Genomic DNA, 23,083 nt, shown 5'->3' with positions numbered 1-23,083 from the left:
AAGTACATCGTTTATTTTCAGTTATTTACGTTATATTTGTCATCCTGACCGAAGCGAAGGACCTGCTTTTTGCGCCCCTTTTACAGAGACACCCGGCTTAACTCCGCAGCCATGATGGGGCCGACTCCGCTGAAGGCTTCGGTGATTTCTCTGGCCCGCGCCAGTGCTGCCTGCACGTGCGGAAGGATGTTCTCTCGTCCAATGTGTTCGACGAACTCTGAAGCGGCCAGCAATTCCGCAGGCTGTTCGCGCGCACCACAGAGCAGCAGCGTGCGGCCTGATTTGTGCAGACGCTCGGCAAAGGTCTCCAGCGCGTGCAGGCCGGTCGCATCGAGTGCCGTCATATTCCGCAGGCGCAGAATCACAACCGCCGGGAATGCATTCAGATTTGCTGTAGCTTCAGCCAGCTTCTCAGTAGTGCCAAAGAGAAATGGTCCATGAATGCGCAGAATAGCAACATTCGGCGGGATTTCTTTGTCTTGCAGGACATGGGCCTGCCCATCGCGCAGATATTCTTCCGTGACGGGGGCCACAGTGGTCGTTTCCGCAATGCGATAGATGTAGAGCAGGGCCGCCAATGCCATTCCGACGCCGACAGCCACCGTCAGGTCCGCAACGACCGTAAGCAGAAAGGTCGCCAGCCACACAGCGACATCTGTTTTCGCCAGCCGGAGTATGGAGCCGATCTCGCGCCACTCGCCCATGTTCCACGCAACTACAAAAAGCACCGCTGCCAGGGCCGCCAGTGGGACAAACTTCGCAAGTGGTGCAGCTACCAGCAAAATCGCCAGCAACGTGAGTGCGTGAATCATTCCGGAAACGGGCGTCCGTGCGCCTGAGCGGATGTTGGTGGCCGTCCGCGCAATTGCACCCGTGGCGGGAATTCCGCCAAAGAGTGGGGATGCCAGATTGGCCACGCCTTGCGCCACCAGCTCAACATTCGAATTGTGCCTGCTGCCGCTCATGCCGTCAGCCACGACCGCCGACAGCAGGCTTTCCACTGCGGCCAGCATCGCGACCGTGAATGCCGAGGGCAGTAGCGGAAGAATTTGCTCGGCACGCAGGTGAGGCAGTGTAAGGGGAGGAAAGCCTTGCGGGATTCCGCCGAAGCGGGTGCCGATTGTTTCTACCGGAAGATGCAACAGCGGCACAGCAAGCGTCGCGGCAAACAAAGCCAGAATGGACCCGGGGACACGTTTGTTCCAGCGCGGCCACAGAATGATGATCGCCAGCGAGATGCAACCTACCGCGGCCGTCTGCCACTGGGTCGTCTTGAGATGCGCGATGAGCACGTGCATACGCTTCAGAAAATCGCTGGGCACAGGCCCCGTCTTGAGGCCAAGAAAATCCTTGATTTGCGTCGATGCAATCAGCAGCGCAATGCCATTGGTGAAGCCGATGATCACAGGACGGGGAATAAACTTGACTGCGGTCCCGAGTCCGGTGACGCCCATGATGACGAGCAATGCTCCGGCAAGGAGGGTCACCAGGGAAAGCCCGGAGACGCCGAATTTCGCAACGATCCCGGCGACGATGACGACAAATGCTCCTGTTGGCCCGCCAATCTGCACGCGCGAGCCACCCAGGGCTGAAATCAGGAACCCGGCAACAACTGCGGTATACATGCCGGCTTGCGGTGTGACGCCGGATGCAATGCCGAAAGCCATCGCCAAAGGCAGGGCCACCAGGCCCACTGTGATTCCGGCCACCAGGTCCTGTAGGAATTGCGAAACAGAGTAATCACGAAGACAGAGAATTGAGTGCGGCAGCCACTCGTGTTTCCATTTCACCGATGGGCCTCCATCTCTTCCAGCATGGTGAGCGCTTCGCTCAGATGGGCATGAAAATATTTCCGCATGAGGTCAAGGACCTCGATAATCAGAGGGTCGCGCACCGAATAGAAAACCTGATTGCCCGTCTTCCGGTTTACGACAATCTGTTTTGAGCGCAAGACAGCAAGGTGCTGCGAAACATTCGCCTGCTCCATGCCCAGTTTTTCAATGATCGCCCCGGCAGAAAGCTCACCATCGCGTAGCTGCTCAAGAATGGCAATGCGCGTGGGATGGGCCAGCGCCTGGAAAAATTCGGCCTTAAAGCGACGCAATGTATCTGGCATTTCAATAATATTAGCATATTCGATATTTCTTATATACCGTGCACATTCCTTCGCGGTCTCCTCTATAATCCGCAGTGCATGGAAACCACAAACCACAGCCTCCGAGCGGAGATGCTGGAAGAACTGGAACGCCGGAACCGTCTGGCGGAAGAGGGTGGCGGCGAAGCGCGGCGCGAACGCCAGCACCGGGAAGGCAAGCTTTCAGCGCGCGAGCGCATCCATCTTCTGCTGGACGAAGGTACGTTTGAGGAAACTGACAAGCTGGTCACACACCGCTGCACCGATTTCGGAATGGCCGAGAAGCGTGTCCCTGGCGATGGCTTTGTCACTGGATACGGCAAGATCGATGGCCGCACGGTTTTTGTCTTCGCGCAGGACTTCACCGTTTTTGGCGGCTCCCTCTCTGAAGCCAACGCGGCAAAAATCGTCAAGCTCATGGACACGGCCATGCGCGTCGGCGCTCCCATCATCGGACTGAATGATTCCGGCGGAGCACGCATTCAGGAAGGCGTGGTTTCGCTTGCCGGATACGCTGATATTTTTCTGCGCAATACGCTGGCCAGCGGCGTCGTGCCGCAAATATCAGCCATCCTTGGTCCCTGCGCAGGCGGCGCAGTCTACTCCCCGGCCATTACCGACTTTACGCTGATGGTGGACAAGACTTCATACATGTTTGTGACCGGTCCGGACGTGATCAAGACCGTTACGCATGAGGAAGTCACCAAAGAAAAGCTGGGCGGCGCAATGACGCACAATGAGATCTCCGGCGTGGCGCACTTCATGGCGCACGATGACGCTGAGTGCCTTGCCATGGTTCGTGAGCTTTTGGGCTTTGTCCCCTCGAACAATCTGGAAGATCCGCCGCGTCGCCCATGCAGCGACCCGATCGACCGCGCCGACCGCGAGCTGGATACGATTGTACCCGCCGAGTCAAACCAGCCTTATGACATGAAGCAGGTCATCGCGCGCATTGTAGACGACGGCTATTTCTTTGAGGTGCACGAGCACTTTGCCCGCAACATTGTTGTCGGCTTCGCCCGTATGAATGGCCGTCCTGTGGGCATTGTGGCCAACCAGCCTGCATTTCTGGCCGGGGTCCTTGACATTGACGCCAGCGTCAAGGGAGCGCGTTTTGTGCGCTTCTGTGATGCCTTCAACATCCCACTCATTACGCTGGAAGACGTCCCTGGATTTCTTCCCGGCACACAGCAGGAGTATGGCGGAATCATTCGCCATGGCGCCAAGCTGCTCTTTGCCTTTGCGGAGGCGACCGTGCCTAAGCTCACCGTCATCACGCGCAAGGCCTATGGCGGCGCATACTGCGTCATGAGTTCCAAGCACATCCGCACAGATGTGAACCTGGCATGGCCCACAGCGGAGATCGCCGTGATGGGGCCGGAAGGTGCGGTGAATATTGTGTATGGACGCGAGCTTGCGCAGGTGGTTGCCGAGGCCGAGGCAAAAGAAGGTCCGCTGAGCGAAGAGCGCAAACAAGAGGTCCTTGCCGCAGCGCGCGCTGAAAAGATACGTGAGTTCCGCGAGCAGTTTGCCAATCCATATATCGCAGCCGAGCGCGGATACGTGGACGCCGTCATTCTTCCGCACGAAACGCGCCGACGCCTGATTACCGCGCTCGAAATGCTCGACGGCAAGCGCGACAAGAACCCGCCGAAGAAGCACGGGAACATTCCGCTATGAGCAAGACCGTGAGCACCGCAAACACAGAGCATTACATCTGGGGAGAAGTCTGCGATGGCTGGCATCTGGTGCGGACCGAAAATCTCAGCGTGATTGAAGAGTGTATGCCTCCCGGCGCGCAGGAGCAACGCCACCGACATGCGCGTTCGCGCCAATTCTTCTACGTGCTCGAAGGCGAGCTGACCATGCAGTTCGACGACGATGTAGTTACGGTTCCAGCACGGCATGGGCTTCAAATTGCACCCGGAGTGCCGCACCAGGCCAAAAACCGCTCTTCTGCGGCGGTCCGCTTTCTTGTCATCTCACAGCCTCCCAGTCATGGCGACCGAATCTCCTAAGTCTGCATCCCAGTTCTTTTAAGGAGTATTGAGGATGGCTGCTGCAAAAAAGAAATGGTCCGCGAAAGTCACCACCGATTCCACACATCCTCCTCAAGGGCTTTTCACAAAAGATCCTGAGACCATTGCCCGCACACTTGCGTCCAAGAAGGTATCTCCCAAAGGCCCCGGCTCAGGCATGAGGATGCTCACGTTTTACATCAACCGCGCCGGAAAGAACCTGAGTGCGGCTGACCGGGCCCGTCTGGAAGAGGCGAAGAATTTGCTGTCCGAGCGCATACGCCACAAGAGGAGCGCCGCGTAAACGCTCGTTTCACCCATGCAGTGATATCATCTTCCCCTGTCCGCATTGTTCTGGTCTTCCGTGAGGTAAATTCATGGCTTCATCCCGCATCGAGTTAAAGAGCAGCCACCGCCGGGCGCCTGCGGCCGCAACCCCGCTCGGCCCCACGTCTCCTGAACAAATCATCCGGGTTTCTGTCATCGTGCGCCGCAAAAACCCGCTGCATCTCGCGGAGCTCCAAGGCCGCCGTCTTTCGCATGAAGAATTTAATGCGCAATACGCAGCAGACCCGGCCGATTTTGAGCGGGTCCGCGCCTTCGCCAGCGACCACAATCTTGCAGTGGATGAGGCGGCCTCCAGCCTTCCGCGCAGGACCATTGTGTTGCGTGGTACCGCCTCCAGTCTGGAAAAGGCCTTTGGCGTTACGCTGCATGACTATGAAGGCCATCAGCACAAAAGGCGCTTTCACTGCTTTCAGGGGGCGATCACGGTTCCTGAGGACCTGTCCGAAGTCATTGAAGCCGTGCTTGGTCTGGACGCGCGCCCGGTGGCCCAGCCGCACTTTCGCGTGCTTGATCCAGCTGCACAGCCCAATCCACAACCACTCACTGTCCCGCAGGTGGCGCAGCTCTATAGTTTTCCTGCGGGTCTCGACGGTACAGGCCAGACCATCGGCATCCTCGAACTAGGCGGCGGATACACAGACAGTGACCTGCAGACGTATTTTCAGGGGATCGGACTGAGCGTACCTTCGATCACCGCCGTTTCAGTGGATGGTGCTGCCAATTCACCCGGCGATCCCAGCGGCGCCGACGGCGAGGTGGAACTGGACATTCAGGTGGCCGGCGCTGTGGCGCCCGGAGCGAAGATCGCTGTTTACTTTGCGCCGAACAGCGACCAGGGGTTTGTGGATGCCATCACCACGGCCGTCCACGATACAGCAAACAGGCCCTCTACGCTTTCCATCAGTTGGGGTGGACCGGAGTCAAGCTGGTCGCAGTCTTCGATGACTGCACTCGACAACGCCTGTCAATCTGCGGCCGCCCTTGGGGTCACCATTACCGTCGCATCCGGTGACAGCGGGTCCAGCGACGGCACCAGCACAAATACCGTGGACTTCCCTGCATCCAGTCCGCACGTGCTTGCCTGCGGCGGGACCGAGCTCATCGCCAATGGCACTCAAATCTCAGAAGAGGTGGTCTGGAACGACCAGGATTCCGGCGGAGGCGCCACCGGAGGCGGCTTCAGCACGACATATTCTGTGCCTTCATGGCAGGGCAGCGCATTGCCTTCCGGCAGTTCTGGGCGAGGGGTCCCCGATGTTGCCGGAAATGCCTCGCCGGAGACCGGCTACAACATTGTTGTGGACGGCCAGCAGGAAATCGTAGGAGGCACCAGTGCTGTGGCCCCACTCTGGGCTGGACTGATTGCCCTCATCAACCAGCAGCTCGTCCAGCAGGGAAAGCAGACCGTGGGTTTTGTGAATCCCGCCCTTTATCAGAATCCGGGCGGCTTTCATGACATTACGCAGGGCGATAATGGAAGCTATTCGGCTGGCCCGGGCTGGGACGCCTGCACCGGACTGGGTTCTCCCAACGGAACAGCCATTCTCTCTGCGCTGACGGCCTCTGCCAATACCGCAACTTCATCATCCTGAGCGCTCCAAATAAGTCTGGAGTATCTAAGGACCCGATGGAAGTTTACGACTACTGTTCAGAGATGAGCGTGGCCTGAAATCGGCGGGGCGCTATCGATCGCAACGGCTGCGCATGGGCCAGGCTTGTGTTTTACCGTTGGCTGGCCTCTCCGCGCAGCACTCTCTGGTGATACTCGGCCGATTGGCCGCGGGGTACGCTCAGGCATTTCCAGTCCGTGGACTTCAGATGCTTGGCAAGAAAAACAATCTGTCCTGCATGGTAAGAAGAATGCGCTACCTGCCGGTTGATGGCCTGCATGACGGAATGCGCCTCTCCGCGGATGGTGATGGTACGGCCCAGGTCTGCATCGGTAAGGGGTCCAAGCGCGGTGAAAACACGGTCCCATCCCTCTTCCCACAGGGCCATCAGCGCAGCGCGTGTGGCTGGAGGTCGCTCAAACTCACTGTCCCGGTCTCGGTCCGGTTTTTCTCCATCGGTTGTCAGAAAGTCTGTCCATCGCGAACGCATGTTGCCGGCCATGTGTTTTACGATGATCGCCACCGAATTGCTTTCCTGGTCGATCGTGGCCAGAAGTTGCTCATCGCTAAGCTGCGCCATTGCCGCCTCGGCCAGTTTCTTGTACTGGCGGAAGATCGCCAGCGAGTCCTTCACGTAGGAGGTCGTAAATTCAAGGGCCATGCTTCTCTGATTCGCAAAGCAGGCCGCAGCTTCAGAAAAAATGCTCTGAGGGTGGGTCCGCGCTGTCCGTTCCGGTGCCTTTGTCTTTTCCCCAGGTCTTGTAAAGGCCCAGATAGCCATAGTTCTCTGTCTGGCCTGCGATGGAATGTCCATAGGCAAACAGCAATTGCAGGCCGGGATTCTTGAAGTGGTAGTATCCGCCTGCGTCTATCATGGCTGAGGCCTGCGTCTGTGCAGCAGCAAAGCCTTCTCTTGCATGGGAAAACAACTCAATGGACAATTCCAGTTTCTTGCTGAACTCCCGCTTTACCAGAAAGCCGCCATACAGATAATTTCGATAGTCTTTTTGCGGAACGACACCATAACCCATGCCCCCGACCAGGCTCCATGGTCCGAACTCCTTTTCCACCCACAGAGGCAGTTTGTACCAGACCTTTCCGACACCCAGTCCCTTTGAGTAGCTTCCTGTCGGCACTTCCAGCATGGTAAATGAGCCGATTTGCGGCCGATGTGCGGTCTGGCGGACAAAGCCATATTTCACGCCGAACTCCATGTCGGTCAGGCCATAGGCGCTGGCGCCCGTTCCGCCCGGGGCATAGATAGGGTTGTTGGATGGCATCACGGCCCCGAAGGGCAGAATGGCATGGAGCTGGATTCTGGGGACCGCCCCCCAGTTAAACTCAAAGGCGGGGCCTGTCGGGTCCAGCTCCGCCGGGGTGCCATCGACTGTGCCGAAGATGTAGGCTTCATAATGGCCCAGGTCAACAGGAGTCGGATCGTCGGTCTGGAAGGGTGGGCCGGCCTGTGCCTGTACTCTTCCCGCAGCAAGCAACATCAGGAACAGCAGAAGCGTGTATGGAGCGCAGCGTGCCATTGCGGATTCAGAGTACCGCAGGGACCGATATTACCAAATGAATGGATGGCTTGCTTTGGATAGAGTTTTCGTCCTGTGGATGAGATGATGGATGCAAAGCGAGGTTACTCTCCGCGATGAGACACAGGCGAACGAAGATCACGCTGGTGGTCGTCGCCGTCATTCTGGTATTGCTGGCTTTTGCCGTGTATCTGCGCAAAAAGGCGCCGCCAGAGGCCGCCCGCCTGCTGCCCGAGTCCGACGGAATTGTTTACATCAATCTGCGTCCTTTGCGCGCAGCCACCCATTTTGACCGTCGTCCCGTACAGCACGATCCTGAGTATCAGAAATTCATTGACGCAACCGGCATCCAGTTTGAGCGCGACCTGGATGAGGCCGCCTTTGCCCTCCACCGTATGGCCAACCCGGCTGGTCCAAATGGCCCAGTTGCCTTTTCCGAGGTCTTTACCGGACATTTTGATGGCCGCAGGCTGACAAAATTCCTGGAAAGCGAAGCGGCATCAGAGGAAACTTATGCCGGCCACACGATTTACAGCATTCCCAATGAGGGACGCACTGTCCGGGTCGTGCTGCTGGGGTATGACATGGTGGCGGTCAGCAATACTCCTACGGCCGAGCAGATCCACTCTATCCTGGACCGCTACCGTTCGGCAGCTTTGCCTTTTTCCGGGTCCACCCTTCTGGGTGACCATTATCAAGATGTGCCGCTGCTCTCGCTGGCCTGGGGGATTGGCCAGATTGGCCTGCCCTTTGGCGACAGCGGTGACATCCACATCCTCGGAGTACGCCTGCCGGTAACATTTGATTCCACATTCATCGCTTCGCTCCGCTGGGCCGGTGCGCTGCACCTTCGCATTGAAGAGATTGCGCCATCTGAGGAGGCCGCTGCCGCATCTGCTGACTCTGTACAGACATTGGTCAATCTCTTCCGCGCGGCCCAGCCCGCAGCTTCCGGCCCGGACGCTGCCGACTGGAAACCGCTGCTGGACAGCATCAAAATTGAGCACCATAAAGACCATGCTGTGCTGCGCGCGACGCTGCCGAATGCGCTCCTTGAAAAAATGTTGAATCCGGAGACGCTCCAGCCGCCTCAGAGATGAAAAACGTTTCAATCTGCAATATAGTTGCTTTGGAGCATCTTTTAAAACCACGCTGGAGAACCAGGACCATGGGTAAAGCTTTTTATCGCAGTGTTATCTTGACGGCGGCAGGTACTTTTCTGCTGTGTGCTTCCAGCCTGCGGGCTGACGGTCCTCCGTCCGGAAAAGTCCTCACCGGTCAGGCCGCTTTTACGGACTACAGCAAGGAAAAGCCGGGGGTCCGCCGCAAACTGACGGTGGCTGACCTGCCGGCCCCCTATGCCACCAAGGGCGTAGACAACGGCGCCGACATGGTGCCCCGCCCTGCGAATGCCTGGCCACAGGCGCCGGAAGGGTTCAAGGTGGAGCTTTATGCCACCGGGCTCAACCAGCCCCGGCTCATCCGTACCGCCCCAAATGGCGACCTGTTCGTGGCCCTCAGCTATCAGAACAAAGTCATGGTCTTCCGCGGGGTGGGTCCTGACGGAAAGGCAAAGCAGGTGGAGACCTTTGCCGACAACCTGAATATGCCCTTCGGTATCAACTTCTACCCGGCCGGCCCCAACCCGAAATGGATTTATATCGGGAACACAGATTCGGTGGTGCGTATTCCTTATCAGGTCGGTGATCTGAAAGCGCGCGGACCTGCGCAGAAGCTAGCCGATCTCCCCGGCGGCGGACGCCTGCGCGGCGGCGGACACTGGACCCGCGACATCGCCTTTTCCAAAGACGGAACAAAAATGTTCGTTTCCGTCGGGTCGCACTCCAATGTGGACGACCCCGATACCCACCCGGAAGAATTTCATCGCGCCGATGTGCTTGAATTTACGCCGGAAGGCAAATTTATCAAGGTGTACGCTTACGGAATCCGTAATTGCGTAGGGGAAGCCATCCATCCCATGACCGGTGAGCTTTGGTGCTCAACCAACGAGCGCGATATGCTCGGCGACAACCTGGTCCCTGATTACATTACGCACATCCAGGAAGGCGGTTTTTACGGATGGCCGTGGTGGTATATGGGACCTCACCAGGACCCGCGTCACGAAGGCAAGCACCCGGAGCTGAAGGACAAAGTCATTACCCCGGACGTCCTCCTGCAGCCCCACTTCGCCTCGCTGGAGATGCTCTTTTACGAAGCAAATCAATTTCCAGCTGAATATAAGGGCGACGCCTTTGCTGCCGAACATGGCTCCTGGAACCGCGCCCACCGCGCCGGATACGAAGTCATCCGGGTGCCCATGAAGGACGGACATGCCACTGGTGAATATGAAGACTTCCTTACCGGCTTTACCACTGCCGATGGGCATGTATGGGGTCGTCCGGTGGGGGTTGCTGTTGGCAACGATGGATCGCTCTATGTCACCGACGATGGATCAGGCTCCATCTGGCGCGTGAGCTACAGCAAAAAGTAACTCCGCAAACGCAGTGTTCTTCTGATCAAGAACACTGCGCGCTTCAGGGGAAGAAGCAGCGCGAAAGCGAAGGGGCCACTCAGAGTGGCCCCTTCCTTTCTGCAATGAATGTTTGTAGGACTACTGCATCCCGCCGGCCGAAGTCTGGGTCCCCGTGCTGGCAAGCTGCTGCATGGTCTCCCGCAGATATTTATGTGGATTCACTGGAGTGTTGCGGATGCGTACCTCGTAGTGGAGATGAGGTCCGGTGCTACGGCCGCTCGTTCCCACGTAGCCGATGACTTGTCCGCGGGTCACCTCCTGGCCTTCGGTGACCGCAAAGCCGGAGAGATGTCCGTAGACTGTTTTGACCCCATATCCGTGATCAATCACGATTTCACGCCCGTACCCGGAGGCGCGGTCGGCCATTTCCACGGTCCCGTCCGCGGTGGCGCGCACAGGCGTTCCAAAACTGGAGGAGATGTCAATTCCGGCATGGAAGGCGCCCTCACCGTTGAAGGGGTCCTGCCGCTCGCCAAAGGAGCTGGTAACGGGACCGACGACAGGCCACAGAGAGGGAGCATTGGCCAGTGTCAGAGCATCGTCCAGTCCAAAGGGACGGCGCATATTCAGGCTGGCCTGATAGACCTGGCCGGAAAGTGCCGTGCGGCGCAGCGCATAAAGCTGGTCAAGCGACTGCGTGTAGGCCTGTTCGCTGAAATTGTCTGAGGTGTCCGTCAGCGGCGAGCTGGCGGAAGCTTCTGACTTGGTCAGTTTGTTCTGCCGCAACCCATACAGCGCGCTGATTTCACTTGCCAAGGACCCCAGCGAGGCGGCCTGGACTTCCTTTTCATGTGCCACCTGTTCCAGCTGTGCGTAGTCTTTCTGAAGGGCCTCGCGCTGGGAACGCACCTGGTTGAAAGTCGCCGTCTTGAGCAGCATCCGCGTGTAGGAGCCGGCCATGCCTGTAATCGTAAATGCCCCCACAATCGCTGCCGCCACAAAGACATAGGCGTAGTGCAGCGGAACAGGGACCTTCCGCAGCCTGCCGTCTTCTTCGCGCGCAACAAAAATAATGTAGTAGCGTTTACGCAAAGCCGTTGCTCATTCGGGAAAATGTTCCGGGGCCTTACCGACTCAGTCAAGAATCTGCGTAAGCTCATGCGCCAAAAGCTTGTGGGAAACATGCGGAAAAAAGCACACACATTTCCTGATTGCTCTCAATGGCTTCCCGGATGTTCTTTCAAAACCCTAACAGCATGGACGGCGAGGGGTCAACCAAAGTTTAAAAATTCCGAGATGAGAGGAAGTTACGATCCGGCTTCCAGGTAATCAGCTTTTGTGTTACCGACAGGGCAAAGTTACTCTTTGAGAGGCTTGCGGGCAAAGTAATACAGCGAAAACGCCAGCATGGCAAAGGCGGCAATCGAGACGCCCTGATGCTGGAGGACCCGGTCTACAAAGCTGCCCTCGGCAAACCACACGCGCAGCGTATTGCCGGTCGCTGCTTCATACAGCTTGCGGGCCACGCCTAGAAGCCCCATGACACCGCCAGCCGCAATCAGTCCGCTGGCATAGAGCGAGCCGGGAGAAACTTCGCTCTCTGTCTCTGACGCGCTGCCTCCGGCTTTCTCCACTGCGCGGTCGGCCATCCAGCGGACCAGGCCCCCACAGAACATGGCCAGCGTCGTTCCGATGGAAAGGTACGCGCCCACAGCGAAGGACAACGAGCGGATGCCCAGAACTTCCACAGCCAGCACTAGGAAAACTCCAAGAAACACCAGCCCCCAGGGCAGCTTGCGGGAAAGAATTCCGTTGATGACGGTTGCCATCAAACGGCCCTGAGGTGCGGCGGCCTTTTCGCTGCCAATGCCCTGCACCCACTGCACCTCAATCATTCCCGTCTTTGGATTGTAGAGGTATTTGCCGTCCGCCAGGGTCCTTGATCCCAGAGCGTTCAGCAGCACATACTGGCCGCCATCGACAAACGATGAAGAGTTGTCGGGCTTTGTAAGCAGAACGCGCTGGCGCGAAAAGTGCTGCTGCTGCACCTGGACGCCATCATGCGGCTCTGTGATGTTGAAAGGGACCGGCTGCTTCAGCAGCAAGAATGTCTCCAGGCCTCTGTTCATGGCATTCAGCGTGAGGCCGATGGAAAAGACGGAAACAATCACGCCCACCATCACCGCCACCTGCTGCTTCCAGGGGGTCGCGCCTACAATGAAGCCCGTTTTCAGGTCCTGCGAAGTGTCTCCAGCATTGGCCGCAGCGATGCAGACCACTCCACCGATCATGATGGCAAGGGCGCCAAATGCGGGAGCGGTCCATCCTTTGACCAGAAAGATCGCCGCGGTCGCCATGATGGTTGCAATGGTCATGCCGCTGATGGGGTTGGCCGAGCTGCCAATCAGTCCCACGATGCGGCTGCTCACCGTGACGAAGAGAAATCCGAAGACCAGAATCAACAACGCCGCAGCAAAGTTGGCGAGCCATCCGGTGTACGCTCCGGGAACAGGTTTCAAGGTCAGAAAGAGAAAGATGGCCAGCACCAGCAGCGCGCTGCCTGCCAGGACGATGCTCATCGGGATGTCGCGCTCGGTACGCGAGGAGCGGTCCGCCGCGGCGTTTTTGCCCATCATGGTTATGCCGGCGCGCAGCGCGCCGAGAATGGTCGGCATGGTGCGCAGCAGCGTAATCAGACCGGAAGCAGCCACTGCGCCGGCCCCCATGGGACGAATGTACGTCCGCCACAGATCGCTGGGCGACATCTGCGCAATCGGTACTGTTCCCGGGTAAATCGCCTGTGAAGAGTGTGCACCGAAGAAGTGAATGGCAGGCATAATTACCAGCCAGCTGATGATGCCTCCGGCAAAGAGTGTGCCTGCAATCCGCGGCCCGATAATGTAACCCACACCCAGGTATTCGGGCGTGGCCTCGGCGCGAACGGCCGCTCCCGGCAGCCACTTTGGTTCGTAGTTCGGGGTCCCTGGCCACGCCCCCAGCAGGTTTTCATTCTGGAAGAGCGTGTACAGCGCGCCCAGCCCAAGGCCAAAAAAGACGCGGCTGGCAAAGGAACCGCCTCGTTCGCCCGCAATCAGGACATCGGCGCAGGCCGTGCCTTCCGGATAGGTAAGATTGCCGTGCTCCTCCACAATCAGCTGCCGCCGCAGTGGAATCATGAAAAGCACGCCAAGCCAGCCGCCGAGCAGCGCCAGCATGAAGATGCGGATGTATTCCAGATCAAACCCAAGAAAGATGAGCGCAGGCAGTGTGAAGATGACTCCGGCAGCAATCGACTGCCCGGCGTTGCCCGTTGTCTGGACGATGTTGTTCTCTAAAATGGACGCTTTGCCCAAGGCCCGCAGCACGCTGATGGAAAGCACTGCGATCGGGATCGAAGCTGCGACCGTAAGCCCCGCACGCAGCCCGACATACACCGTCACCGCGCCAAACAGCAGAGCAAACACGCATCCCAGCAAGACCGCGCGAAGAGTAAACTCCGGCCGCGACTCACCCGGCGGAACATAAGGCTGAAAACCCTGTGGAGCAGCCAATGGAAAAACCTCCAGGAAACTGATGAGTGTATCAGGACTCAGGCTTGCTTGAAACGCGGAACCACGGGGTCTCCGGGGCTGGAAATTGGCCCCGGAGACAGCGGGCAAAAAAGAAGCCCATCGAAGAGTTCTCCGATGGGCCAGGGAGGTGTTCAAGCTTGGTCTAGAAATTGATTCTTCCCGTGATCTGCACATTGCGGGGAGTATTCAGGGTCCCGTTCGGAACACCGAACAAAATATCGTTCGGGCCCGTATCCGGAATGCTCCAGGTATGACGGTTGAAGGCGTTCAGCAGCTCAAATTTCAGCTGGAATACCACGTTTTCGTGGATGGGCGTGTTTTTGAGGATGCTGAAGTCTTCGTTGTAATAGGCTGGTGTACGCACTTCGCCGGTGACACGCGGCATGTTGCCGAGGGTGAAGGCGCCGTACTCTCCGCGATTGGCAACAGCATTCTGGTCATAGAACGCGCCTCCATTTGGTTGGCGGATCGTGTCCAGATTGAACAAGCTGTTGGTATTGGGGTCGGCCTGCTGTGCGCCAATGGGGTTGATGCGTCCCTGATGGTAGGCCGGGCTCTTCAGGTCAGAAGCAGGTACGCGGTCAAAGCGGATCTGGTTCTGGAAGCCAGGAATGCCCGTTGCGCAGCAGAAGGAGAAGGGTTGTCCGGACATATACCGCTGGACAGAGCCAACTTCCCATCCTCCGGCAACATAACTGGCAAAGCCATGGTTCAGCCAGGTTTTGCCGCGGCCAAAGGGCAGGTCATAGAGCCAGCTCAATACCACGGTATGAGGGATGTCCTGTGCGCTGATGGCCTTCTCCTGATGCAGGTCATTCACGTTCTGTACCTGCGCAACCCCCACGCCGTTGTTGGGCAGAAGGCTGTCGGAGTTTGTAATGGTCTTTGACCAGGTGTAAGAAGCCTGCAGGTTCAGGCCGTTATGGAAGCGGCGCTCCAGTGAAACCATCATGGCTTCATAGCTGGACATGCCCACGTTCTGCAGGCAGCATCCGCTGTCAATGAAGTCATACTGCGGGAAAGGACGGAGCGCACGCTGCACGGTTGCGCCATTCCAAAGAGCGTTGAAGCCGGGGAAAGGCTCGGTGATGCCTACTGTGTTTCCAATCACCGGATCGTTCAGATGGTTTCCGAGTGAAAAGTACTTCTGGTCAATGTTGTTGATGTTCTGAATATTGGAGTGCAGGTTCTGCGCCTTGTTGCCGACATAACCCACAGTCATAATCAGGTCTGTGGCCAGTTCCTGCTGCATCTGCAGCGTCCACTCGCTGACCATGGCCGGCCGGCCATACTGCTTTTCGATATAAGAACCGCTGACGGGCTGGCCGTTGAAGATTCCAGGATCAAGGTTTGGCGGCTGGGCAAAGGACGGATAGCCCGCGTCCAGGGTAAAGGACGGGTCAAAGCCATTGTCCGGGAAGGTGGGGTTGGCGCGATAGCCAGTGTTCATGCTGCCGCCAAAATCGGAGTACTGGAGAGGTCCGTAGATGATGCCCGCTCCGCCGCGGAAGACCGTCTTTCCTTCCATCTGCGATGGAGAGTAAGCGAAACCGATGCGCGGACCAATGTCCTTATACCAGGTGTCTGCCCAGGCCGTATTGCAGCCATGGCAATTGGTGCCAAACACCAAAGCACCGGGCACGTTGAATTCCGGGTCGTTGGCGGTTGGGCTGAAGTTGGAGGTGTAATTCTTCGCCTCGTGGCGCGGCATATCCACGTCCCAGCGCACGCCCAGGTTCAGGGTCAGGTCTTTGGTGACCTTGAAATCGTCCTGCAGGAACAGCGCGTAATACCAGGAAGTCCAGCGCGACTGGTGAGGAATAATGCTCTGGCTTCCTCCGCAGGCCAGCCCCAGCAACTGGCTGGCAAAACCGAAGCCATCGGCGATACCGCGCTCAGAAGCCGTTTCATTGCCGCAGAAATTGATGGTCGGGCTGTTGCCGTTGATGGGCGAATACTGCTGCCAGCGCAGGTCCAGTCCGAAGGCCAGGCTGTGACGCCCGCGCTGCCAGGCCACGCTTTCATTCAAGCGAAGACCATTGTCAACGTTGTCGTCGTTCTGTGGTGGATTACCCAGATTGTCCACGTTGCCATTGGTGATCTGCGGAAAGTTCAGAGAGTTTGCGTTTGCAATTCCCAGTGCCTGGGACCAGTTCTTTCCGGCAAAGATGGCCTGGGCGTAGTTGATGCTGTTGCTGCGGTTGCTGCCGAAATTCAGGTGGTTCAGCAGGTTTGGAGTGAAGGTGTAGTCCCAGCCGAACCGGCCGAAGTGGGTGAGGAAGTCCTGCTTCCAGGTGTTGGGGTCCACCGGGTCAGGCAGGATCGGATTGCCGCCGGAGATGCGGTTGTTCTCACGCGCACTGTATGATCCCCAGATTCTGCTCTTCTCTGTCAGGTTTGCGTCAATCCGCACCGTGTAAGTGGTGTTGTTGATCGGAATCGCGCTGGTAAAGGCAAAGTTATTGAACTGCTGGTCATTGGTAGGCAGAGGATAGTAATTCAGGATGTTCTTTGCCACTGCGCTGAAGCGGCTGGGGTCAATCTTGTTGCCCGGGAACTGGTCGCGGCAAGTCACCGGACCGTTCGGTGTGTTGACGGTGCGCTCCGTAAGAGGATCAAAGATCTCTCCCTGATAGACGGGCGCATTGCCCTGGCAGGGGTTGGTGCCTACCGGCGCCAGGTCGGTGCGGTAAATGAGTGGGCCAGAGAAGTCGCCGTTCCTCATGGCCACGGTGGGGACAGTGGAAATATTGGTGGCGCCCAGCTTATAACCAAGCTGCTCCCAGCTAAAGAAGAAGAAGAGCTTGTCCTTGCCGTTGTAAAGTTTCGGGATCCAGACCGGACCGCCCAGCGTACCGCCGTAATCGTTCTTTTTGTCCTGGGGACGGGCGTACTGTGCGCGGCAGGCCGGCGTGTTGTTCGAACCGGAGCAGTAGAAGGCGCGGTTGCCGTTGTTGAACCAGGTGTTTGCATCCAGATCTTCATTGCGGAAGATCTCATATGCCGTGCCGTGGAAGCTGTTGGTGCCGCTCTTGGTGACAAAGTTTTCAATGCCGCCCGTGGTGCGTCCATATTCGGCCTGCGGCATGGCCGTGGTGATCTTGAACTCTTGCAGTGCCTCGACCGACGGTGCCTCTTCATCAAAGGACGAGCCGTTCTCACTGCGCTGTTGGCTGGCCCCGTCAATCAGCACCTCGTTGCCGTAGTTCTGACCGCCGGCAATCTTGGAAAGAAAGATGCCGTTGTTGCTGTTGGCTGTGCCCGGGCCCGTGGTCCCCGGCAGCAGGAAGACAAAGGCCTCAGGGGAGCGCAAGGCCCCGACCCCGCCCAGTGCCAGTGGCAGCTCCACAATCTGGCGGGCGGCAACAATGCCGCCAATATCAGACGACTCGGTCTGGAGCGTGGGTGCATTGGCATTTACCGTGATGGTCTGCGCTTCTGCTCCCGGTTGAAGCGTGACGTTCAGGGTTGTAATCTGCTGGATCTGGACCAGAATTCCGGTAGAGACTGAGCTTTTGAACCCTGGCGCAGACACGGAAACGTCATAAGTGCCCAGCGGCAGCTCAGGAAAACGATAGGTGCCGGCCGAGGTGGAAACAACCGTGGAGACGTCTCCTGTTTTTTCGTTTTTTGCCTGCACGCTGGCATTGGCAATCACCGCGCCGGAAGAATCAGTAATGGTGCCGGACAGCGTTCCGCGCACCGTTTGCGCCAAGGCTGTTCCGACGGCAAAGATGCAGACGCAGAAGCAGGTCAGCGTCACGTACATCCAGAGTTTTCGCCGCATAGGTCCTCCTGAAAATTTCTCCAGGCCCGGGCGAGAGGGCTGCGGGCCTGGTTCTTATACTCTCTGTATGCGGAAGCGCTTACATTAGCAGGCAAGCGCTTCCATTCTCGGTCACAATTCGTTCTGCTTATGTTGTGAATTCGGCTCGCCAGCGATTCCAGGAAATCGTGGAAGCGATTACATTAGCTCCACTTTGATATAAGAATGGCACAACGATTGTCAATGAATTTTTTTGATTACACCTTTCGGACCGGCTTCTTCCCCCTGTGTATGCTGCTGCTGACAGCAGGCTGCCATCGGGGACCGTATCGGGTTGCCGTGATTCCCCGGACCACGGCGCTGACCATCTGGGAGGCCGTCCATGCTGGGGTCGAGTTTGCCGCCCGGCCCGCTGGGATCCTGGTTTACTGGAATGCTCCCACCAGTGAAGACGATATCCAGCAGCAGGCGGCGCTGGTGGACCGCGTGGTCGATGAGCACTATCAGGGCTTGATTCTGGCCCCGGACCAGCCGCTGGCCCTGATGGCACCTGTCCGAAGGGCCATAGCCCACGGAGTGCATACGGTTGTGATTGCCTCGCCCCTGTCGATCCCGGCGCAACAGGACCTTGCCTACATCGTGAACGATGATGAGGCCACGGGCCGCATGGCGGCGCGGCGTCTGGGCGAGGTGCTCCATGGCCAGGGCCAGGTGGCTGTGCTGGGAGTGAATCCTGAATCTCTGAGTGACCTGGCCATTCTGCACGCCTTTGAATCAGAGCTTGCGGAGCATTTTCCCCAGGTAGTGATTGCAGACCGCCGGACGGGCACGCATAATGCTACGGAAGCACAGCAGATTGCCGATGAAGTCCTGGCCACGCATCCTGCGATTCGCGCGGTCTTTTCGCTTTCCGCCATGGCCAGCAATGGCGCCATCGCCGCCCTGCAGGGCAGGGACCTTACGGAAAAGGTAAAGCTGATCGGGTTTGAGCAGAGTGTAGAGCTGGGCAATGAGGTCCGAACGGGGGCCATGGACGCCTTGATCGCAGAAGATACATACGAGATGGGCCATCGTGCTCTGGTTTTGCTGGCCAAATATCGTTCCGGTCATTTGCCGGCGCAGGAGCTCCGTCTGCAACCGGTCCTGCTGACACGCGAGAACATTGATTCTCCGCTGGCGAAAAGGTTGATGAACCGGGACTGGGGACGCAAGCCGTGAACACTTTGCAGAGGCATCGGTTTACCGCGCAGACCTGGCTTTTGGCTGTGGTCGTCGTGCTGGCGGTGATCGCCACCGTGCTTTACTGGCGCAGTCCCTGGCGCGGGCTGCCGTACCAGGACTCCTTTAACGCTGGCAAAACCAGCGAGTGGACCCCCTATGCGGGAAACTGGAGCCTGACCAATGGTGGAATCCGCAATGATTCCAATGAGCGGGGGGCAAAGCTGATTACCGGATCGCCTTTCTGGCGGGACTATTCGGTGGAGGCAGACATGGAGCTGCTGGGCGAAGGCGGAGACGCAGGACTCATGATTCGCGCCAGCGACATCGAGCACGGGGTGGATTCCTACAACGGCTACTATGCCGGCTTGCGCACGGCCGACCAGTCGCTGGTGCTGGGACGTGCTGAGCATGGGTGGATCGAGTTTCCTCCCGCAAAGATGCCAGGCGGAATCCGACCCGGCCGTTGGTATCACCTGAAGCTGGGTGCATTTGGCTGCAATATCAGTGTTTCTGCGCAGGAAATTGGTCGCAACAATGCGCAGACAATCACAGCGCACGACCCGAATTGCTTCCATTCCGGAAAGATCGGGCTGCGGTCGATGGTGGCCGGTGGTGTCTGGAGAAATGTGCACGCCGAGCGGCTTTCAAACGCGGAAGCCGCCGTTCTGACTTCGGCAAAATCTCCGGCCCAGATGATGGTCTATCCCACCAATCAAGGAACCATGATCGTACCTGAGAACCATCTTCAGGCTGCTCCCGAGGCCCCGCGGGGACCTTTTGTGCCCATCCATGAGCTGCGGCTCTTTCCCGTGACGCGCCCGGTGCATGTCGCGGTGCGGGGAACGGTGATCTTGACTGACCCTCTCTATGTACAGGATTCAAGCGGCGGCGTCGAAGTGGTCCTTCGGGACAGAACACTGCTGCGCGTAGGCGATGAGGTGGAAGTGGAAGGCGATGTATACCCGGAGGGACTGATCGCCGTCATCCGCAATGCCACCGCCCGCCCCTCGGGAGGCATGGCGCCAAGGCCGCCTCTTTCTGTGACTGCCGACCAGGCTGCCACCGGTGCCTACCATGCCATGTTTCTGGAGGTGGAAGGCACTTTGCAGAACAAAACCTCAATTTCCGATGGCATGGATGTGCTGGAATTGCGGGACGGGCTACAGGTCTTTCGTGCCTTGCCCGCCTCGCTTACGGTTTCTGACGCCTTCAGAAAGCTGGAAAAGAAGAGCCTTGTACGCCTGAGGGGGGTGTGTCTGGTGGATGCGGCACACACGCAGAATGCTGTTCCCTTTGCGCTGCTGGTCAGCTCTCCGGAAGACGTCAAGGTGCTGGTAGGGCCGCCCTGGTGGAGCGCCGACCATCTGATTGCTCTGGCCCTCATTATGCTTGCCGCGGGGTATTTTGTGCATTTTCTCTACAGCCGCGCGGAACAGTGGCGTTTACGGGCGGTCATTGATGAACGGGAGCGGCTGGCGCATGAGATCCACGACACTCTGGCGCAAAGTTTTGCCGGAATCGGTTTTCAGCTCCGCGCAATTCGCAACCGTATCTCGAAAAACAGCGGCCCTCCGGACAAACCCGCGCTGCTCGAAGAGCTGGACCGCGCAGCCGAGCTGGTGCGGCACAGTCATGATGAAGCCAGACGCAGCATTACTACGCTTCGTCCGGATGCCACGGAAGCCGGGGGCCTGATCGCGGCGCTGGAGCAGATTGCGCTGCAAATGGTAGGAAGACATGCGGTGCAGATCGAAACATCGGTGGAAGGCGAGGCCCGCCCCATCCCCCTTCGCGTCCTCGATTGCCTTTTTCGCATCGGGCAGGAGTCCATTGCCAATGCCATCCAGCACGGGCATCCCAGCCGGTTGATCATCCGCGCCGTCTATCATCCAGCGGAAATTACTCTGGTGATTGAAGATAATGGCAACGGCTTTGTCCCCCGGCATGAGTCAGACGGTTTTGGCCTGACGGCCATGCGTCAGCGCGCAGAGAGCATTGGGGGAAGTCTTACTATTGACACCGCTCCGGGAAGAGGCACACGGATTGAGGCCCATGCGCCGGCCCCTCCGGAAAAGCACAGGCTGTTGCGCCTCGCTTATGATGAGGAAAAGCATGTCCAGTGAGGAAAAAGCCGCAGTCCGCATTCTGATTGCAGATGATCACCCGGTTGTGCGCGCGGGGCTGGCAAGCATGTTGGCTACGTACTCTGACCTGGAAGTGGTGGGCAGCGTCTCAGACGGACAGCAGGCGCTGGAGCTGCTCAGGGAAAAGCCTGCCGACATTCTGCTGCTGGACCTCCGTATGCCGGCGCTCAATGGCGAGCAGACCATGCGCGCCCTCCGGCAGATGGATGCGCCCCCGCGCGTGATCGTCTTGACGAGTTATGAAAGCGATGAGGACATCTATGGGGCCATCCGCGCCGGAGCCCATGGATATCTGCTGAAGGCCTCTTCAGAAGAAGAGATGATGCTGGCCATTCACACCGTATACCGCGGTGGGCGTTATTTTCCCCCGCACATTGCGGCCCGTTTTGCCGAGCGTGTTCCCCGTGCCCAGTTGGAGCCGCAGCAGCGCGAGATTCTGGATCTGATAGCGGAAGGCATGAGCGATACGCAGGTCGCGGAAAGGACCGGGTTGGCCCTTGCTGAGGTGTGGGAGCGGCTGAATACGATGATTGAGACCCTGGATGCTCTTGAGGAAGCGCGCACCCAGGGAGAAAAGATCACCATTGCCGACATTGCGCGCAAGGCGGGGGTCTCCATGGCGACCGTCTCCCGGGTGCTGCATAACAAGGGGAAACATACAGAGGAGACCCGGCGCGCTGTAATGAAGGTTGTCCGGGAATACGATTTTCAGATCAATGACAAGGCCGCTTCCCTGGCGATGATGCGCAGCACGCAGCAGCAGGACTAGTGCTGCTGCGCCTCTGTTTTTGATCGGATGAACGGCCATCCATCACTGGTCCAGCCTAGTTCGTTCATTCCCAGTGTAGGCAAGCCATTATTTTCTCCGTCGTAATAGTGGTAGACAAGCAAAGGCCCGCGCATGTCTTCCATGACTGTCTGCCCGCCCGGACCGATATAGCGGCCCTGAGAGGTCCGCAGCAACGTAACACCTCCCTGGTCCATGCGCAGGCCACCACGGTCATAATAGGGGCCATTGACGTTTACAGATCGGCCCACGCCAATGTGATAGGTGCTGTTGCTTCCCTGGCAGCAGAAATCCAGGGAAACAAAAAGATAGTAATAACCGCCGTGATGGTAGATATAAGAACCTTCAATGGCGTCAGCATTTCCGATCCGGTTGGCCAGATGTTCGCAGGTTGCGCCAGCGGCCACCTGTCCGGTGGTCTTATCGAGCTGAATGAGATAGATGCCCCCGTAAAATGAGCCAAAGGACATCCAGGGGACACCGGAGTCGTCCACTACAATGGCCGGGTCGATGGCGTTGGCGCCGGGACACTGCTCGGAGGTGAGGACCGGAGTGCCGGAGTCCTTCCACTGGCCCGGCAGGGCGGTCCAGCTAGTGGCCAGGCCTATGGCCGAGTTGGCACTGCCGAAACTGGAAGCGGCATAGTAAAGCCAGAATTTCCCATTTCTCCATGAAACATCGGGGGCCCACAGGTCTCCGCTGCCAAGGGTCTCGTCCGCGGTCCAGGCGGGGACGGCAGGCAACGCTGTGCCCGCGTCAAAAAAGTGGACCCGGTCCAGCGATACATGCTCATGGATTGCGCTGTGGGTGGAAAAAAGGGCGTATCCCCAAAAAGTTCGGATCATGGATGGATCATGGATGCCTGCTGTGTCGGTGCTGCTGTATTCGATCTTGGCCGGTAGAGGGCCGGGATAGGCTGCGCCCGCCGGCTGCAAGGTCCAGAGGTGGTCCGGGGTACCGTTGTCCACCCATTGCAAGGCAGGTGCTCCCGGGGCGGTCGAGGCGCCGGAGATGCCTAGCAGCAGGCCGCTGTTCACATTTCTGATTTTGTATTGGCCGTTGCCCGCATCCAGAACCTGCCAGAGATGGTCGGGAGTGCCATTATCGGCCCAGTCCAGTGCGAGGGCCCCGGGCGCGGTGGAGGCGAGCGAGATTCCGAGGACCTGACCTGTATACAGGTTTTCAATCAGATAGGTGTTGTTTCCTTCAGGAACAAACTGCCAGCGGGTGCTTTGAAGTGCCGCGTCCGTATCCTGGACCGCGGTAGTCCCGGCCAGTTGCGCATCGCCGGCAATGGCCAAAGAAAGACCGCTGTTGGAATTGACGATGCGAAATGATGTGCTGGTGTTCATGGCAAGCTGGGCGCGCATGGGCGTGGTCAAGGCCCATAGAAGAAGCAGGAGCAGGCCAGAAGTTTTCAAGGGGGAGTCCTCCGTAAAGATAACGTTTTCTAAACAGAAAAGTGAAAACCAGCA

The 23,083-nt window shown here is 58.2% G+C and carries 17 protein-coding genes; 9 read left to right on the top strand and 8 right to left on the bottom strand.

All coding sequences use genetic code 11. The annotated features are described in order from the left end of the window. Positions 1–80: 80 nt before the first annotated feature. On the bottom strand, positions 81–1,790 hold the full coding sequence (locus N655_RS0105710) for a SulP family inorganic anion transporter (protein ID WP_026442213.1): 1,710 nt from the start codon (positions 1,788–1,790) through the stop codon (positions 81–83). Next, complete coding sequence (locus tag N655_RS0105705) at positions 1,787–2,116, bottom strand: ArsR/SmtB family transcription factor (protein ID WP_026442212.1); 330 nt, start codon at positions 2,114–2,116, stop codon at positions 1,787–1,789. Before N655_RS0105705 ends, N655_RS0105710 begins: the two co-directional genes overlap by 4 nt. Before the next feature lie 78 nt (positions 2,117–2,194). On the opposite strand from N655_RS0105705, the gene N655_RS0105700 reads away from it, so the two are divergent. From N655_RS0105700 to N655_RS17525, 4 genes are all read left to right on the top strand, one after another. Then, positions 2,195–3,814 (top strand): acyl-CoA carboxylase subunit beta, encoded by a 1,620-nt coding sequence (locus tag N655_RS0105700; protein WP_026442211.1) that lies wholly within the window; start codon positions 2,195–2,197, stop codon positions 3,812–3,814. Next, entirely contained in the window at positions 3,811–4,152 is a 342-nt protein-coding gene (locus tag N655_RS0105695) for a cupin domain-containing protein (RefSeq protein WP_026442210.1), read from the top strand. The genes N655_RS0105700 and N655_RS0105695 overlap by 4 nt, the downstream gene beginning before the upstream one ends. Positions 4,153–4,186: 34 nt before the next feature. Then, positions 4,187–4,456, top strand: coding sequence for a DUF3175 domain-containing protein (locus N655_RS0105690; protein WP_026442209.1), 270 nt, complete (start codon positions 4,187–4,189; stop codon positions 4,454–4,456). A gap of 73 nt (positions 4,457–4,529) precedes the next feature. After that, positions 4,530–6,092, top strand: coding sequence for a S53 family peptidase (locus N655_RS17525; RefSeq protein WP_044934053.1), 1,563 nt, complete (start codon positions 4,530–4,532; stop codon positions 6,090–6,092). A 130-nt stretch (positions 6,093–6,222) separates the two neighbouring features. Here the strand turns inward: N655_RS17525 and N655_RS0105680 are convergent, their stop codons facing one another. Then, positions 6,223–6,771, bottom strand: coding sequence for a DUF1572 domain-containing protein (locus N655_RS0105680; protein ID WP_026442208.1), 549 nt, complete (start codon positions 6,769–6,771; stop codon positions 6,223–6,225). A 31-nt stretch (positions 6,772–6,802) separates the two neighbouring features. Further along, the gene (locus N655_RS19725; protein ID WP_049961276.1) at positions 6,803–7,645 is read right to left on the bottom strand and encodes a transporter family protein; all 843 of its coding nucleotides are present in this window, start codon (positions 7,643–7,645) and stop codon (positions 6,803–6,805) included. Between the two features lie 116 nt (positions 7,646–7,761). Between N655_RS19725 and N655_RS0105670 the strand changes: the two genes are divergently transcribed. Further along, positions 7,762–8,745 (top strand): hypothetical protein, encoded by a 984-nt coding sequence (locus N655_RS0105670; RefSeq protein ID WP_044934051.1) that lies wholly within the window; start codon positions 7,762–7,764, stop codon positions 8,743–8,745. 68 nt (positions 8,746–8,813) lie between these two features. Continuing rightward, positions 8,814–10,136, top strand: a complete 1,323-nt coding sequence (locus N655_RS0105665; RefSeq protein ID WP_026442206.1) for a PQQ-dependent sugar dehydrogenase — start codon at positions 8,814–8,816, stop codon at positions 10,134–10,136. Positions 10,137–10,256: 120 nt separating this feature from the next. Here N655_RS0105665 and N655_RS0105660 read toward each other — a convergent pair whose 3' ends face one another. From N655_RS0105660 to N655_RS0105650, 3 genes are all read right to left on the bottom strand, one after another. After that, positions 10,257–11,210: a M23 family metallopeptidase gene (locus N655_RS0105660; RefSeq protein ID WP_026442205.1), complete on the bottom strand. Its 954-nt coding sequence runs from the start codon at positions 11,208–11,210 to the stop codon at positions 10,257–10,259. Between the two features lie 266 nt (positions 11,211–11,476). Beyond that, positions 11,477–13,669, bottom strand: coding sequence for an OPT family oligopeptide transporter (locus N655_RS0105655; protein ID WP_026442204.1), 2,193 nt, complete (start codon positions 13,667–13,669; stop codon positions 11,477–11,479). 163 nt (positions 13,670–13,832) lie between these two features. Beyond that, a complete protein-coding gene (locus N655_RS0105650) occupies positions 13,833–17,477 on the bottom strand; it encodes an outer membrane beta-barrel protein (protein WP_044934049.1) in 3,645 nt (1,214 codons plus the stop codon). A gap of 222 nt (positions 17,478–17,699) precedes the next feature. Here N655_RS0105650 and N655_RS0105645 point away from each other — a divergent pair, with 222 nt between their 5' ends. From N655_RS0105645 to N655_RS19715, 3 genes are read left to right on the top strand one after another with little or no spacing between them, the layout of a single operon-like run. After that, complete coding sequence (locus N655_RS0105645) at positions 17,700–18,674, top strand: substrate-binding domain-containing protein (protein ID WP_026442202.1); 975 nt, start codon at positions 17,700–17,702, stop codon at positions 18,672–18,674. Continuing rightward, complete coding sequence (locus tag N655_RS19720; protein ID WP_049961275.1) at positions 18,671–20,800, top strand: histidine kinase; 2,130 nt, start codon at positions 18,671–18,673, stop codon at positions 20,798–20,800. Before N655_RS0105645 ends, N655_RS19720 begins: the two co-directional genes overlap by 4 nt. Further along, positions 20,790–21,590 (top strand): response regulator, encoded by an 801-nt coding sequence (locus N655_RS19715; RefSeq protein ID WP_049961274.1) that lies wholly within the window; start codon positions 20,790–20,792, stop codon positions 21,588–21,590. Before N655_RS19720 ends, N655_RS19715 begins: the two co-directional genes overlap by 11 nt. Here the strand turns inward: N655_RS19715 and N655_RS17505 are convergent. Continuing rightward, entirely contained in the window at positions 21,587–23,029 is a 1,443-nt protein-coding gene (locus tag N655_RS17505) for a family 43 glycosylhydrolase (RefSeq protein WP_049961273.1), read from the bottom strand. The two genes, N655_RS19715 and N655_RS17505, sit on opposite strands and share 4 nt — an antisense overlap. Positions 23,030–23,083: the final 54 nt, after the last annotated feature.

The organism is Pseudacidobacterium ailaaui, from assembly GCF_000688455.1.
Taxonomy (GTDB): Bacteria; Acidobacteriota; Terriglobia; order Terriglobales; family Acidobacteriaceae; genus Pseudacidobacterium; species Pseudacidobacterium ailaaui.
Note: the sequence above shows the minus strand (reverse complement) of the source record. Positions and strands in the feature narration are given on the sequence as shown.

Coding starts and splice junctions, on each gene's coding strand:
- N655_RS17525 (WP_044934053.1), top strand. CDS start 4,530: ATGGCTTCATCCCGCATCGAGTTAAAGAGCAGCCACCGCCGGGCGCCT.
- N655_RS0105665 (WP_026442206.1), top strand. CDS start 8,814: ATGGGTAAAGCTTTTTATCGCAGTGTTATCTTGACGGCGGCAGGTACT.
- N655_RS19715 (WP_049961274.1), top strand. CDS start 20,790: ATGTCCAGTGAGGAAAAAGCCGCAGTCCGCATTCTGATTGCAGATGAT.
- N655_RS0105650 (WP_044934049.1), bottom strand. CDS start 17,477: ATGCGGCGAAAACTCTGGATGTACGTGACGCTGACCTGCTTCTGCGTC.
- N655_RS0105670 (WP_044934051.1), top strand. CDS start 7,762: ATGAGACACAGGCGAACGAAGATCACGCTGGTGGTCGTCGCCGTCATT.
- N655_RS0105700 (WP_026442211.1), top strand. CDS start 2,195: ATGGAAACCACAAACCACAGCCTCCGAGCGGAGATGCTGGAAGAACTG.
- N655_RS0105705 (WP_026442212.1), bottom strand. CDS start 2,116: ATGCCAGATACATTGCGTCGCTTTAAGGCCGAATTTTTCCAGGCGCTG.
- N655_RS0105690 (WP_026442209.1), top strand. CDS start 4,187: ATGGCTGCTGCAAAAAAGAAATGGTCCGCGAAAGTCACCACCGATTCC.
- N655_RS0105645 (WP_026442202.1), top strand. CDS start 17,700: ATGAATTTTTTTGATTACACCTTTCGGACCGGCTTCTTCCCCCTGTGT.
- N655_RS0105695 (WP_026442210.1), top strand. CDS start 3,811: ATGAGCAAGACCGTGAGCACCGCAAACACAGAGCATTACATCTGGGGA.
- N655_RS0105680 (WP_026442208.1), bottom strand. CDS start 6,771: ATGGCCCTTGAATTTACGACCTCCTACGTGAAGGACTCGCTGGCGATC.
- N655_RS19725 (WP_049961276.1), bottom strand. CDS start 7,645: ATGGCACGCTGCGCTCCATACACGCTTCTGCTGTTCCTGATGTTGCTT.